This window comes from Alishewanella sp. d11 (assembly GCF_049390205.1).
Taxonomy (GTDB): domain Bacteria; phylum Pseudomonadota; class Gammaproteobacteria; order Enterobacterales; family Alteromonadaceae; genus Alishewanella.
In genome coordinates this window covers 3,506,681-3,521,257 of sequence record NZ_CP186547.1, presented here as the reverse complement: position 1 = coordinate 3,521,257, position 14,577 = coordinate 3,506,681, and the positions used below count along the sequence as shown (strand labels likewise).

The window sequence follows — 14,577 nt, the reverse complement described above, 5'->3', positions numbered from 1 at the left end:
ACCTGAGCTTACGCATAAACTAGCGCCACACCAAATTGCACGAATTGTTGCGATTTACATGAGAAAAAGGAAGAAAAGATGAGCAACATCGAAGAACGCGTTAAAAAAATTATCATTGAACAGCTGGGCGTTAAAGAAGACGAAGTGAAAAACGAAGCGTCTTTTGTTGACGATTTAGGTGCAGACTCGCTGGACACTGTTGAGTTAGTAATGGCGTTAGAAGAAGAATTCGATACCGAAATTCCTGACGAAGAAGCTGAAAAAATCACTACGGTGCAATCAGCCATCGATTATATCAAAGCCCACGCTGAATAAGCTGAAAGCTTGCAAAACGGGTAGCGCAGCTACCCGTTTTCGTTTTAAGAATCAGAAAAACAGGTATTAACGGAGGACACGGTGGCAAAACGTCGTGTAGTGGTAACAGGTTTAGGTATGTTAACGCCGTTAGGCAATGATGTCGCCAGTAGCTGGCATGGCTTGCAACAAGCCAAAAGTGGCATCAGCTTAATTGAGCATTTTGATACTAGTGCTTATACAACTAAATTTGCCGGTTTAGTCAAAGACTTTGATGTAGAGCCGTATTTCCCAGCCAAAGACGCCAAAAAAATGGATTTATTTATCCAATATGGTGTTGCTGCTGCACTACAGGCCTTTCGTGACTCCGGCCTGGAAGTTACTGAGCAAAATGCGCACCGTATCGGTGCTGCGATAGGCTCTGGTATCGGCGGTCTTGGCCTGATCGAAGAAAACCATACTAAGCTGATTAACAGTGGCCCTAAGCGCTTATCTCCCTTCTTTGTACCTTCTACCATTATCAATATGATCGCGGGTCAGCTGTCGATTATGCTTGGCTTGCAAGGTCCAAATATCAGTATCGTTACGGCTTGTACTACGGGCGTACACAATATCGGTCAGGCCGCACGGATGATTGTTTATGGCGATGCGGATGTGATGGTAGCAGGTGGTGCGGAAAAAGCCTCAACTGAGCTTGGCATGGGTGGCTTCGGTGCGGCCCGCGCCTTATCTACGCGTAATGATGCGCCTCAGCAAGCGAGTCGGCCATGGGATCGCGATCGCGATGGTTTCGTGTTAGGCGACGGTGCTGGTGTGATGGTACTCGAAGAGTACGAACATGCCAAAGCCCGTGGTGCGAAAATTTATGCTGAGTTGGTCGGTTTTGGGATGAGTGGTGATGCGTATCATATGACGTCGCCACCAGAAAACGGTGCAGGTGCTGCACGTGCGATGCAAAATGCCTTAAATGATGCGGCAGTAAATGCCGATCAGGTGCAGTATATCAACGCCCATGGGACATCGACGCCCGCCGGCGATATCGCTGAGACGATGGCCGTGAAAACGGTTTTTGCAAGTAACTTAGATAAGCTAATGGTGAGTTCGTCTAAATCGATGATTGGCCATTTGTTAGGTGCTGCAGGGTCGGTTGAATCCATTATTACCGTGTTATCACTGCAAGATCAGCTGGTGACGCCAACAATTAACTTGGAGAACCCAAGTGAAGGCTGTGATTTAGACTATGTGCCACATGAGGCGCGTCAGGCTAAGTTAGAGTATGCACTGTGTAATTCTTTCGGTTTTGGTGGTACTAACGGCTCTATTTTGTTTAAGAAAGTTTAAGCCTTAGCTTGATTTGAAAAACCGCGCCTTTGAGCGCGGTTTTTTGTTTTGGCATATAGATTTAAGCAGCACTTTTAACCGCATATTAATTTGCCCCACCGGCTTTGAGGAGATCGTATTAACCGAATCGCCAGGCTGCTTGCAGCCGATATTGCACACAAAGACGCCGTGAACCCATCCATGGGGGCTCCTGTCCGGCATCCATGCCGTACACGCTTTGTTTAGCAATATCGGCTCGCTGCCTGGCTGTATAGGTGCTTTTACCTAACTTGTTAATATTGTAATAGCGAGTTCATGTTTTGAATCGCAAAGCATTTAAAGGTATACCCAAGAATCTTGAGTGTTGCTTTTTCTCGGTGATACAAAAACATAACGAGGTGGTAACCGTATAGTACACTTTGACCGAGGGCGTGTTTTTTTTGGATGAAAAACAGGAGCCCCCATGGATGGGTTTACGGCGTCCCTCGGCAAAGTTGTACGGCGCGTTTAGCCGCCGGATGCACCTGACTTGAATCTCCTTAACCTAAATCCTGACTTGGCGCTACGGAACCTAAGATAACAACTATTTTAGCTTAGGGCAGCGCTTTGTTTTAACGGCAGATTAAGGCATACTTGCCGATATTTTTTAATACAGGCGCGCTATGTCGGCTGAAATTATTATTATAAATGACGCGGCACAACCGCAGGTTGCAGCAGGTTGTAGAGCCTTGCAATATGGCGATGGCGTTTTTACCACGATCGCCGTAAAAGCGGGCAAGCCGGAGCTTTGGTCGTTGCACTTAGCCCGCTTACAACTCGCAGTTGCTCGCCTAGGTATAACGCCACCTGATTGGCAAGCGCTGGCGGCAAAGGTGCAGCAACTTGCCACGGCTCACCAAGCACCCAGCGTCATCAAACTGTTGTTATCACGTGGGATTGGCGGCAGAGGCTATGCACCTGAAGCTTGTGATGGGCCGCTGGTGTACCTGTATACTGCTGCTATGCCAGATTATCGCCGTTGGCGAACGGCAGGGATCCGCGTTGGCATAGCAAAGTTACAATTGGCTATTCAGCCTGCGCTGGCGGGGTTAAAGCATACCAATCGCTTAGAGCAAGTCTTGTTGAAACAAGAATTAGCACAACGCGATTTGGATGATTTATTGGTTGCCGATCAGCAGCAACAGCTGACGGAAGCGACCGCGGCGAACCTTTTTTATCAACTAGAGGGTGCTTGGTTCACGCCACCGCTGCATTTAGCTGGGGTGGCAGGTGTGATGCGACAACATATTTTACTGTCTCAGCCGCATATCCAAGAACGCGCATTGCCGTTAGCAGAGATCGAGCAGGTACAAGCCGCCTTTTTAAGCAATGCGTTGCTGGGGATGGCGCCGGTGCGTGAGCTGAATGGCCGTGTGCTGGCTATCGATAGTGTGCAGCAGTTACAGCAAGAAATTTTATGCTAAAACGTATTTTAATGTGGTTACCCTTGGCACTGGTGTTGCTCATCGTGTTGCTTTGGTCGCTATGGCAACAGCTTAGTTCGCAAACCCTCGCAAAAGCGTTAACCTTTAACACGCCGCTATTTGAAGTGAGAGCGGGCACTTCGGTGCGCAGCCTCTGTGCCACATGGCAAAAAGAGACACAACTTACCGCAGTCGATTGCGCAGTATTAAAACTGTATCTGCGGCAACAACCTGCTATGGCGCAGTTACAACAGGGGGTGTACCGCATCCCTGCTTCGCTTAGTTTGCAAGACGCCTTGGCGTTGTTTCGCAGTGGCAAAGTTGCGCAATTTAGTGTGACGCTGATTGAAGGCGAAACGCTGGCACAAAGCTGGCAACGCTTTGCCGAGCTGCCTTATTTGCAGCATGATTTAGCCGATCCTGCTGAGCTGGCGGCGTTGATCAATTGGCCAGAAGAATGGGGCGCTTTGGCGCAAACAGGCCAAGTGGTGCAAGAGCTTGAAGGCTTATTTTATCCGGATACCTATTTTTATACGGCTAACAGTAAGGCGAGTGCCATTTGGCGGCGTGCGCATGAAGCATTAAAAGTAGAGTTAACGCGCTATTGGCAGCAGCGACAGCCAAGCTTACCGTTACAAAATCCTTATGAACTGTTAATTATGGGCTCGATCATTGAAAAAGAGAGCGGCTTACAAAGCGAGCGCGCTTTGGTGAGTTCGGTGTTTATGAATCGGATCCGTAAAAATATGCGCTTGCAAACGGATCCTACCGTGATTTATGGCTTAAGCGACTATAGCGGCCGTATCACGCGGGCGAACTTGCGCGATCCGCACCTTTACAATACTTATCGGCATCATGGGTTACCGCCTGGGCCAATCTCGCTGGTGAGTCGCAGCGCCTTAATAGCTGCCGCGCAACCTGATCAGAGCGAATACTATTATTTTGTCAGCCGTGGTGATGGTTCTCACGTGTTCTCACAAACGCTACAACAACATAATGCCGCGGTACGTAAATATATTCTTGGAAAAAATGATGACAACTAAGGCTCCGCTCGTGAAAGGCAAGTTTATTGTAATTGAGGGTTTAGAAGGCGCGGGTAAAAGCACCGCTATCGCGACGGTGCAGGCTTGGCTACAAGCAAAAGGGCTTGAGGTTATTTGTACCCGCGAACCGGGAGGCACACCCTTAGCAGAGCAATTACGCACCTTAGTGAAGCAAGCTGATCTGCAAGAGCAAATTGCACCAGAGACAGAGCTGCTTTTAATGTACGCCTCACGCGTGCAGTTACTACGCAATGTGATTGAACCGGCGTTAGCAGCGGGACAATGGATATTAGCTGATCGACATGATTTATCATCCAGAGCTTATCAGGGCGGTGGGCGGCAGTTAGCGGACAGTTTAATTAATGCGATTCGGCAAGCCGTATTAGGGCAGACTAGACCCGACTTTACGCTTTACTTAGATATTGATCCGGCACTGGGTTTAGCCAGAGCCGCAGCGCGTGGCGCTTTGGATCGGATCGAGCAAGAGCAGTTGGCGTTTTTTGAGCGCACGCGGGCGAAGTATTTACAGATTGCGGCTACTGAGCCGGGTATTGCCGTTATCGATGCCAGCCAACCACTGGCCCAAGTGCAAGCCGCATTAGTCGAAGCGCTGGAACAGGCCGCCTTATGACGGCCACAGGCGATTTACCTTGGTTAACCCCGCTGCAGGCAAAGTTAAGTGCTCTAGCCGAGCAGCAGCAGCTTGCTCATGCGCTACTGCTGACCGGCATGCCAGGGGTGGGCAAAACGCAGTTGGCCAAGGCTTTAACCGCCTTTTTACTGTGTAAAATGCCTGCGCATGGCCACGCTTGTGGTCAATGTAAAAGTTGTTTATTACTTGCGGCCAATAATCATCCCGATTGGTTAGCACTGGCTGCGGATAACAGCAGCATTGGTGTAGATGAGATCCGGCGAATTATCGAGTTTACGCAAGGTACCGCCCAGCAGCATGGCAATAGGGTGATTAGCTTACCAAGAGCCGAACGGATGACCGAATCGGCCGCTAACGCCTTACTAAAAACCTTAGAAGAGCCGCCGCAAGGTTGTTATTTAGTGTTGCAAAGCAGCCAGCCACAACGATTAAAGGCTACCTTGCTAAGCCGCTGTCAACGGTGGGATATTGCGCCTTTAACAAAATCTGCATTGCAACAGTGGTTAGCGACTCAAGTGTCGGAGCCTATTCCTGAGTTTATCTATCGCTATTCGGGCGGCGCGCCATTAGCCGCCTTAAGCTTGTTAACCTCTGCTGAATCCGCGCAAATTGAACAGGTGTTAAGGCAATTAACCGAAGTATTGCAAACCCCTGCGGACTTAGCGGCAGTGGTAAAAGTGTTAGAAAGCCGAACTGATAGCTCGCACATTCTTGGCTATTTTATTTGTGAGCTATTGTTAAGCACACACAGCTTATCCGCCGAGAGGCAGTTAAGATTACAGCAACGCTATTATCGTTGGTGTCGTGACGAGCAGCAGATTTTAGGGCAGAATAAGACCTTAGCGCTGACTGCGTTATTGCAAGAGGTAAAAACGCTAGTTGTGGCGCGTTAATCTAGGCAGGCGAGGAGGATAAATGGAAGAGCTGGCGCTGGGATTCAGTGATACCAAAGAGCTGTATCGAAGTTATATGCCATTTTTGAAAAATGGCGGCTTATTTTTTCGTTCAGCCCGACATTATCGTATGGGACAATCCTTGGCATTAACGGTGACCTTACCCGATGCCTTAGAGCCTATAGTCGTTTCGGGGAAGGTGGCGTGGATTTCCCCTTTAGGCGCCCAAAGCGGCAATCCAGCAGGGGTTGGCGTGGCCTTTATTGACGATAAGCAGGGATTAAGCAATCGAATTGAAAAGTTATTGACCAGTATGCAAGGTAGCCTTGAACCTACCTACACACTTTAGTTGTTAAAAGAGGTTATTTTGTTTGTAGATTCACATTGCCATTTAGATCGATTAGAGCTGGATAAACTGGGATTAAGCCTCGACCAAGTTATCGCGGCGGCTAAACAACGGCAAATACAGCATATGCTTTGTGTTAGCGTGTCCTTAGCGGAGTTTCCGTCGATGTTGGAGTTGGTTAAACCTTATGCCAATGTGTCGGTTTCTTGCGGTGAGCATCCGCTGCATCAAAGTGATAGCGTAGATGCCGAGCTGTTAGCGAGGTTAGCGGCTTCACCCGAGGTGGTGGCAGTAGGTGAAACAGGGTTGGATTATTTTTATAATCCAGAAACGAAAATGAGCCAGCAAGATGGCTTTGTTAAACATATTAGCGTTGCTAGAGCCTTAAATAAGCCGCTGATTATCCATACCCGTGATGCGCGCGCAGATACCATTGCGCTGATGAAATCGCATCAAGCAGAGCAAGCCAGTGGGGTATTACACTGTTTTACTGAAAATTATGAGATGGCTAAAGCCGCGTTAGATTTAGGTTTTTATATTTCTATTTCAGGCATTATGACTTTTCGTAATGCAACGGAGCTGCGTGATGTAGTGCGTAAGTTGCCACTGGATCGTTTGTTGATTGAAACCGACGCACCTTATCTCGCACCAGTGCCGCATCGTGGCAAAACTAATCAACCAGCTTACGTCACCGATGTTGCCGCAGCGATGGCAGAGGTGAAAGGGGTTGCCCTTACCGAGCTGGCGCAGCAAACCACAGCGAATTTCTATCGGTTATTCCCCTTAGCGGCAGCAAAAGGGATGGCCGCTTAAGCCGCAAGCCCACTTTTTTCGCACTTTGCATACAGCCTTTTTGCATAAAAGAAGCCCAGAACCAATCCAAATTGTTCTGGGCTTAGGGGAATGGCTCATAGGGAATGAGCCGTGCGCTATCGAGAAGAGGTTACGTTAAGAGTTTTTAGTTTAGTCAAACTTGCTGGTTTTTCATGTTCCTACTTTGGCGAAACAGCCTTTTTCTGTTAGCTGTTTGCCGAAAGTTGTCCGCAGGTTATCCCCAGCTTATGCCAGCAATTATGCACAAATACTGAGATTGACCTGTAATCGGGGCAAAATCTTTAGTTTTATTTAAGCTAAAAACGCAGTGTTTTAGTTAAAAACAGTCTAAAAAAAATACAGTTATAAGCGTTGCTAACCTAATAAGTCTTAATTTTTGAACTGCCCCAGCTCTCACTCCTGCTTTAGCATCTTCATATTGTTAAGTTGTGTTAGTTAATTCTAAACGCCTTCATTTATGCTTTTGCAAGGTGGCGCTTTGGCAGTAAGCGTAAATAGCAGACTGAACTTTAGTCTGATTGTCGACAATCCTGCCTTTTTTAACTTGACTAAACCACAAATAAAGCTTAAAACTTAGCTATTGTTTTTTTATGTCGACAATTTGCTATGTCTTTGCCGTTATTAAAACCCGTTGTTACCGCTGCCGATAGAGTGCTGCAAGAGCTATTGCAGGATATCGTGAATGGCGTAATTGCCCCGGGTAGCAAGATCAGCGAGCCTGAACTGGCCAAACGCTTTGATTTAAGCCGGGCGCCGCTGCGTGAGGCTCTGGCTAGGCTGGAGCGTTGTCACTTATTAGAGCGCACCCCCAATGCTGGTTCACGGGTAGTGAAATTGTCGACAGAAAACTTGTTATCGCTGTATCAACTGCGCGAAGAACTCGAAGGCTTGGCTTGCCGCTTAGCCGCTACACAGATGAGCGATGCCGAAATTCGCGAGATGCAGGACTTACTGGATCAGCACCTTAGCTCACAACGGGTGCGTGAAGGCGAAAGTTATTATCAGGAAGCTGGCGATCTAGACTTTCATTACCGCATTATCCTTGGCAGCAAAAACCCTTACCTGATTAATATCTTAACCGACGAGCTTTACCATCTGATGCGGATGTACCGGGTGCAGCTGGGGATGAACGGCCCACGCGTCTCACGGGCATTTGACGAACATAAGGCTATTATTAATGCCATTGCCAATCGCGATGGCGAGTTAGCCGACTTACTAATGCGCAGGCATATTGCTGCTTCTAGGCGCAATATCGAAACTAAGCTAAGAACGCAAAGCTAAGCACACAAAGCTAGGCACAAAAAGCTAAGCACACAAACTGACTGAACTAGAGCAACAGGGGAACAACGATGAGTAATTTAACCGCCGGCCAGAAATTCCGCGCCGCCATTACCGCCAATCAACCACTACAAATTGTGGGTACCATCAATGCCTACACCGCGATGATGGCCGAGCGTACCGGCCATCAGGCGTTGTACCTGTCTGGCGCGGGCGTGGCCAATGCTTCTTTTGGTTTACCCGACTTAGGTATGACCTCATTAAACGATGTGTGTGAAGATATCCGCCGTATTACTGCCGCGACTTCAGTACCGCTGCTGGTAGATGCCGATACTGGTTGGGGTGGGGCTTTTAATATTGCCCGTACGGTAAAAGAAATGACTCGTGCTGGCGCGGCCGGCTTTCATATTGAAGATCAGGTGGCGCAAAAGCGCTGCGGCCATCGCCCCAATAAAGAAATTGTTAGCCTCGATGAAATGGTTGATCGGGTAAAAGCCAGTGTTGACGCCCGTACTGACGAGAGTTTCTTTATTATGGCGCGTACTGATGCCTTAGCGCAGCAAGGCTTAGACGCCGCCATTGAGCGAGCCATTGCCTGTCAGGACGCCGGTGCCGATGCCATTTTTGCTGAAGCCGTGCATACGCTAGAGCAATACAAAGCCTTTACCTCGGCGTTAAAGGTGCCAGTACTGGCGAATATCACTGAATTTGGGCAAACGCCATTGTATAACAAAGCTGAGCTGGCGAGCGTGGGTGTGGCCATGGTGCTGTATCCGTTAAGTGCGTTTCGCGCCATGAATAAAGCGGCACTTAATGTCTATCAGTCGATTTTAGAAAACGGCGATCAGAAAGCCGTGGTAGACAGCATGCAAACCCGTGCTGAGCTGTATGACTTTTTAAATTATCACAGCTTTGAGCAAAAACTGGATCAGCTGTTTACCAGCAAAAAATCTTAATATAACTATTTTACATTTTTAATTATTACTTTTAGCCAAAATCATTGCCGCTGCAGCTAACACCGCTGCAGTGGTAAGGATGAAGGCTAAATAGAACAGGAGCAACAACCATGTCAACAGGTAAAGTACTCTCAGGCGCAGGTTTACGTGGCCAAGTCGCTGGTAAAACCGCCTTATCTACCGTGGGTAAAACCGGTTCAGGCTTAACCTATCGGGGTTATGATGTTAAAGATTTAGCCGCTAACTGCACCTTTGAAGAAGTGGCGCATTTAATTTTAAAAGGCGAGCTGCCAAATAGCGCTGAACTGGCGGCTTATAAAGCCAAACTGAAGAGCCTGCGGGCACTGCCACAGGCACTAAAAGACGTGTTAGAGCGTATTCCGGCCAATGCCCATCCGATGGATGTGATGCGTACCGGCTGCTCAATGCTAGGTAACCTGGAAATGGAACACAGCTTTGCGCAGCAGCAAGATGTAACCGATCGCATGCTGGCGATTTTCCCAGGCTTAGTAAATTACTGGTACAACTATAGCCACCATGGCAAGCGGGTAAACGTAGAAACTGACGCCGATACGCTGGCTGAGCAATTCCTTTGGACTTTGCACGACAAAAAGCCTGAAGCGCTGCATATTGATGTAATGCAATCCTCGTTAATTTTGTACGCAGAGCATGAGTTTAACGCCTCAACCTTTACCGCTCGCGTTTGCGCGTCAACCTTAAGCGATATGCACTCGTGCATTACTGGCGCTATTGGCTCACTGCGTGGCCCATTACACGGCGGTGCGAACGAAGCAGCGATGGAACTGATTGAGAAAATGGATAACGCTGACGATGCCGAGCAAAAATTGCTGGGCATGTTAGAGCGCAAAGAAAAGATTATGGGCTTTGGCCATGCCATTTATTCTGAGTCAGATCCGCGTAACGCTGTAATCAAAGAGTGGTCAGAAAAGCTGGCGCACGCCAATGGCGATACCAAGCTGTACGATGTATCTGTGCGCTGTGAAGCCGTTATGTGGCGTGAGAAGAAACTGTTCTGTAACGCGGACTTCTTCCATGCCTCGGCTTATAACTATATGGGTATTCCAACCAAGCTGTTTACACCAATTTTCGTGTGTAGCCGCTTAACGGGCTGGGCTGCGCATGTGATGGAGCAGCGCGCCGATAACCGGATTATCCGGCCAAGTGCGGATTATGTGGGTGTTGAGCCACGTAGCGTAAAACCGATTGAATCAAGATAGAGTTTAGGTATCCGAGAATCGGATTGCTCTAAGCCAAGTCTTGAAGGCATGGATGCCTGAATGAAGCCTACAGGGATGTATTCACGGCGGCTTGGCGTGAGCAATCCGGTTCGACGGTGCACGCCTGACTCTGAATCCAAAGTGCTATGCAGACAGAGACCGACCATGAATAGCCAATACCGCAAAAATTTACCAGGTACCCAGCTCGACTACTTTGACGCCCGCGAAGCGGTAGACGCCATTGAGCCGGGTGCTTATGCCAAATTACCTTACACCTCACGCGTGCATGCCGAAAACTTAGTGCGCCGCTGTGATCCGGCGTTGTTGCCAGATGCGCTAAAACAGCTGATTTACCGCAAGCGCGATATCGATTTCCCGTGGTTTCCGGCCCGGGTGGTGTGCCACGATATTTTAGGCCAAACCGCGCTGGTCGATTTAGCCGGCCTGCGTGATGCTATCGCGGAAAAGGGCGGTGATCCGGCCAAAGTGAACCCGGTGGTGCCAACCCAGCTGATTGTTGACCACTCATTGGCCGTAGAGCATGCCGGTTTTGAAAAAGACGCCTTTGAGAAAAACCGTGCCATTGAAGATCGCCGTAACGACGATCGTTTCCACTTTATTAACTGGACCAAAAAAGCCTTTAAAAACGTGGATGTGATCCCGCCGGGTAACGGCATTATGCACCAGATTAACCTAGAGCGGATGTCGCCGGTGATCCATGCTAAAGACGGCGTGGCCTTTCCGGATACCTTAGTGGGTACCGACAGCCATACGCCGCATGTTGATGCATTAGGTGTTATCGCCATTGGCGTGGGAGGCTTAGAAGCGGAAAGCGTAATGCTCGGCCGTGCCAGTTGGATGCGCCTGCCGGATATTATTGGCGTAGAGTTAACCGGTAAAGCGCAGCCTGGCATTATGGCCACCGATATTGTGCTGGCGTTAACCGAGTTTTTGCGTAAAGAAAAAGTGGTATCCAGCTACTTGGAATTCTTTGGTGAAGGTGCCGACAGCCTGAGTTTAGGTGACCGGGCAACGATATCCAATATGACCCCAGAATACGGTGCCACTGCAGCGATGTTCTCTATTGATCAGCAAACGCTAGATTACTTAACGCTGACAGGGCGCGAGAGTGCGCAGGTGAAACTGGTAGAAACCTATGCCAAAACCGCTGGCCTGTGGAGCGAGAGCTTAAAAACCGCCGAGTACGAGCGGGTACTGCACTTTGATTTATCCAGTGTTGGCCGCACTATGGCTGGCCCATCTAACCCGCATGCCCGCTTATCGACCAGCGATTTAACCGCTAAAGGCATTGCCGGTAAGTACGAAATTGAGGAGGGCAAGATGCCGGATGGCGCGGTAATTATCGCGGCCATTACCAGCTGTACCAATACCTCGAACCCGCGCAACGTGATTGCCGCCGGTTTGTTGGCGCGTAATGCCAATAAACTCGGCTTAAGCCGCAAGCCTTGGGTAAAAACCTCGCTGGCGCCTGGCTCAAAAGCGGTGCAATTGTATTTGGAAGAAGGCCAATTACTGTCTGAACTCGAACAGCTTGGCTTTGGTATTGTCGCCTTTGCCTGTACCACCTGTAATGGTATGAGCGGTGCGCTGGATCCGGTGATTCAGCAGGAAATTATTGATCGTGATCTTTACGCCACCGCGGTGTTATCAGGTAACCGTAACTTTGATGGTCGTATTCACCCTTATGCCAAACAAGCGTTTTTGGCCTCGCCAGCGCTAGTTGTCGCCTATGCTATTGCCGGTACCATCCGGTTTGATATCGAAAAAGATGTGCTGGGTTACCATGAGGGTAAAGCCATTACCTTAAAAGATATTTGGCCAAGCGATGCGGAAATTGATGCGGTAGTGGCGCAAAGCGTAAAACCGGAGCAGTTCCGTAAAGTGTACGAGCCGATGTTTGCGCTGGAAGTGGATTATGGTGACAAAGTGACACCACTGTACGATTGGCGGCCACAAAGTACCTATATTCGCCGACCGCCGTATTGGGAAGGCGCATTGGCTGGCGAGCGTTCGTTAAAAGGTATGCGGCCACTGGCAATTCTGCCGGATAATATTACTACCGATCATTTATCACCGTCGAATGCCATTATGCTGGACAGCGCCGCCGGTGAATACCTGCATAAAATGGGCTTGCCAGAAGAAGATTTTAACTCTTATGCCACGCACCGCGGCGATCACTTAACCGCACAGCGCGCCACCTTTGCTAATCCCAAACTGTTTAACGAAATGGTGCTGGAAAACGGCAAAGTCAAACAAGGCTCGCTGGCACGAGTAGAGCCGGAAGGTAAAGTGATGCGGATGTGGGAAGCGATTGAAACCTATATGGAACGCAAACAGCCGCTGATTATTGTGGCTGGCGCTGACTATGGTCAGGGTTCATCACGCGATTGGGCCGCCAAAGGCGTAAGGTTAGCCGGCGTAGAAGCAATTGCGGCCGAAGGCTTTGAGCGGATCCACCGTACCAACTTAATTGGGATGGGCGTATTACCGCTGGAGTTTAAGCCAGGCACTAACCGTAAAACCCTGCAGTTAGACGGTACTGAAACCTATGATGTGAAAGGCGCTCGTACTCCGCGCACTGATTTAACACTGGTCATTAATCGCGCAAACGGTGAAGTGGTAGAAGTACCAGTCACCTGCCGTTTAGATACGGCGGAAGAAGTGTCGATTTATGAAGCCGGCGGTGTGCTGCAGCGCTTTGCGCAGGACTTTTTGCAAGGAGCGGTGTAATGACTGCACCACAAATTAAGATCCCCGCTACCTATATGCGGGGCGGTAATACTCTTTATAGGAGAAAGTTGCAGGAGCAACTTTCTCCTTTCGCTGCGGAAAAATGCGATTTTTCCTTGCTCGCAGGCACTGGCGTGCCTGGCGGTAGTTCCCTCTACCGCCGAGGTTCCGCCTATTTCGCTGTAGGAGGTTAAATGTTTACACCACAAATCAAGATCCCTGCCACCTATATGCGTGGCGGAACCTCTAAAGGCGTGTTCTTTAAACTGACCGATTTACCCGCGGCTGCGCAGCAGCCGGGTAAGGCGCGGGATAACCTGCTGCTGCGGGTAATTGGCAGCCCGGATCCATACGGTAAACATACCGATGGCATGGGCGGCGCGACCTCTAGCACCAGTAAAACGGTGATCTTAAGTAAAAGTAGCAAGCCCGAGCATGATGTTGATTATCTGTTTGGTCAGGTCGCTATCGATAAACCCTTTATCGACTGGAGTGGCAATTGCGGTAACCTAACTGCGGCGGTAGGCGCTTTTGCGATTAGCAATGGTTTGGTGGATGCTGCGCGGATCCCGCAAAACGGCCTGTGCACGGTGCGGATTTGGCAAGCCAATATTGGCAAAACCATTATTGCTCATGTGCCGATGACAAACGGTGAAGTACAGGAAACCGGTGACTTTGAGCTAGATGGGGTAACCTTTCCGGCCGCTGAAGTGCAAATTGAGTTTCTGGATCCGGCCGCCGATGAAGGCGAGGGCGGTGGTGCCATGTTCCCAACCGGCAATTTAGTCGATGACTTAGACGTGCCAGGTATTGGTACCTTTAAAGCCACGCTAATTAATGCCGGTATCCCGACCATCTTTGTCAATGCCGCGGAGATTGGCTACACCGGCACCGAACTGCAAGACGCCATTAACAGTGATGCCGCAGCGTTAGCGCGCTTTGAAACTATTCGCGCCTATGGTGCAGTAAAAATGGGCCTGATTAACTATATCAGCGAAGCGGCTGCACGGGCGCATACGCCAAAAATTGCTTTTGTCGCGCCGCCACAAAGTTATGTGGCGTCCAGCGGTAAAACGGTGAATGCCGGCGAGATTGATTTGCTGGTACGAGCCTTATCAATGGGTAAATTGCACCATGCGATGATGGGCACCGCGGCAGTTGCTATTGGTACGGCTGCTGCAATACCGGGTACACTGGTAAATCTAGTTGCAGGTGGTGAGGCAAGAGAAGCAGTACGCTTTGGCCATCCGTCTGGTACGTTACGCGTTGGTGCCGCCGCCGCTGAAGTGGCTGGCCAATGGACGGTAACCAAAGCCATTATGAGCCGCAGCGCGCGGGTACTGATGGAAGGCTGGGTTAGAGTGCCGGGCGATTGTTTCTAAAAGCTGCTTATTACAGTTAATGATTTAACAGGGCGCTATCGGCGCTCTGTTTTTTTTCACAAAACGCTAATCAAGTGGGGAATTAGTTCTCTTTCCAATTAACTATAAAGGATGCAATCGGAATTAA

The 14,577-nt window shown here is 49.3% G+C and carries 14 protein-coding genes; all 14 read left to right on the top strand.

Annotated features, from left to right (window positions below):
• Positions 1-78 precede the first annotated feature (78 nt).
• The 14 genes from acpP to prpF all read left to right on the top strand — a co-directional run bounded on the left by acpP (position 79) and on the right by prpF (position 14,450).
• On the top strand, positions 79-315 hold the full coding sequence (gene acpP, locus ACO1PK_RS15760) for an acyl carrier protein (protein ID WP_008223041.1): 237 nt from the start codon (positions 79-81) through the stop codon (positions 313-315).
• 81 nt (positions 316-396) lie between these two features.
• The gene (gene fabF, locus ACO1PK_RS15755; protein ID WP_423186548.1) at positions 397-1,635 is read left to right on the top strand and encodes a beta-ketoacyl-ACP synthase II; all 1,239 of its coding nucleotides are present in this window, start codon (positions 397-399) and stop codon (positions 1,633-1,635) included.
• A gap of 641 nt (positions 1,636-2,276) precedes the next feature.
• Positions 2,277-3,077, top strand: coding sequence for an aminodeoxychorismate lyase (gene pabC / locus ACO1PK_RS15750; protein WP_423186547.1), 801 nt, complete (start codon positions 2,277-2,279; stop codon positions 3,075-3,077).
• Positions 3,071-4,120: an endolytic transglycosylase MltG gene (gene mltG, locus ACO1PK_RS15745; protein ID WP_423186546.1), complete on the top strand. Its 1,050-nt coding sequence runs from the start codon at positions 3,071-3,073 to the stop codon at positions 4,118-4,120. Before pabC ends, mltG begins: the two co-directional genes overlap by 7 nt.
• A gap of 10 nt (positions 4,121-4,130) precedes the next feature.
• A complete protein-coding gene (tmk, locus tag ACO1PK_RS15740; protein ID WP_423188236.1) occupies positions 4,131-4,751 on the top strand; it encodes a dTMP kinase in 621 nt (206 codons plus the stop codon).
• Positions 4,748-5,665 carry a DNA polymerase III subunit delta' gene (gene holB, locus ACO1PK_RS15735; protein ID WP_423186545.1) on the top strand — a complete coding sequence of 306 codons (918 nt, stop codon included), beginning with the start codon at positions 4,748-4,750 and terminating at the stop codon, positions 5,663-5,665. Before tmk ends, holB begins: the two co-directional genes overlap by 4 nt.
• A gap of 22 nt (positions 5,666-5,687) precedes the next feature.
• Positions 5,688-6,014 carry a PilZ domain-containing protein gene (locus ACO1PK_RS15730; RefSeq protein ID WP_423186544.1) on the top strand — a complete coding sequence of 109 codons (327 nt, stop codon included), beginning with the start codon at positions 5,688-5,690 and terminating at the stop codon, positions 6,012-6,014.
• A gap of 18 nt (positions 6,015-6,032) precedes the next feature.
• Positions 6,033-6,824 (top strand): TatD family hydrolase, encoded by a 792-nt coding sequence (locus tag ACO1PK_RS15725; protein WP_423186543.1) that lies wholly within the window; start codon positions 6,033-6,035, stop codon positions 6,822-6,824.
• Positions 6,825-7,451: 627 nt separating this feature from the next.
• Positions 7,452-8,126, top strand: coding sequence for a GntR family transcriptional regulator (locus tag ACO1PK_RS15720; RefSeq protein ID WP_423186542.1), 675 nt, complete (start codon positions 7,452-7,454; stop codon positions 8,124-8,126).
• Positions 8,127-8,194: 68 nt separating this feature from the next.
• Positions 8,195-9,079 carry a methylisocitrate lyase gene (prpB, locus tag ACO1PK_RS15715; RefSeq protein ID WP_189431843.1) on the top strand — a complete coding sequence of 295 codons (885 nt, stop codon included), beginning with the start codon at positions 8,195-8,197 and terminating at the stop codon, positions 9,077-9,079.
• A gap of 110 nt (positions 9,080-9,189) precedes the next feature.
• Positions 9,190-10,317, top strand: coding sequence for a bifunctional 2-methylcitrate synthase/citrate synthase (gene prpC, locus ACO1PK_RS15710; protein ID WP_423186541.1), 1,128 nt, complete (start codon positions 9,190-9,192; stop codon positions 10,315-10,317).
• 165 nt (positions 10,318-10,482) lie between these two features.
• Positions 10,483-13,068 (top strand): Fe/S-dependent 2-methylisocitrate dehydratase AcnD, encoded by a 2,586-nt coding sequence (acnD, locus tag ACO1PK_RS15705; RefSeq protein ID WP_423186540.1) that lies wholly within the window; start codon positions 10,483-10,485, stop codon positions 13,066-13,068.
• Positions 13,068-13,262 (top strand): hypothetical protein, encoded by a 195-nt coding sequence (locus ACO1PK_RS15700; protein ID WP_423186539.1) that lies wholly within the window; start codon positions 13,068-13,070, stop codon positions 13,260-13,262. The genes acnD and ACO1PK_RS15700 overlap by 1 nt, the downstream gene beginning before the upstream one ends.
• Positions 13,263-14,450, top strand: a complete 1,188-nt coding sequence (gene prpF, locus ACO1PK_RS15695; protein ID WP_423186538.1) for a 2-methylaconitate cis-trans isomerase PrpF — start codon at positions 13,263-13,265, stop codon at positions 14,448-14,450.
• Positions 14,451-14,577: the final 127 nt, after the last annotated feature.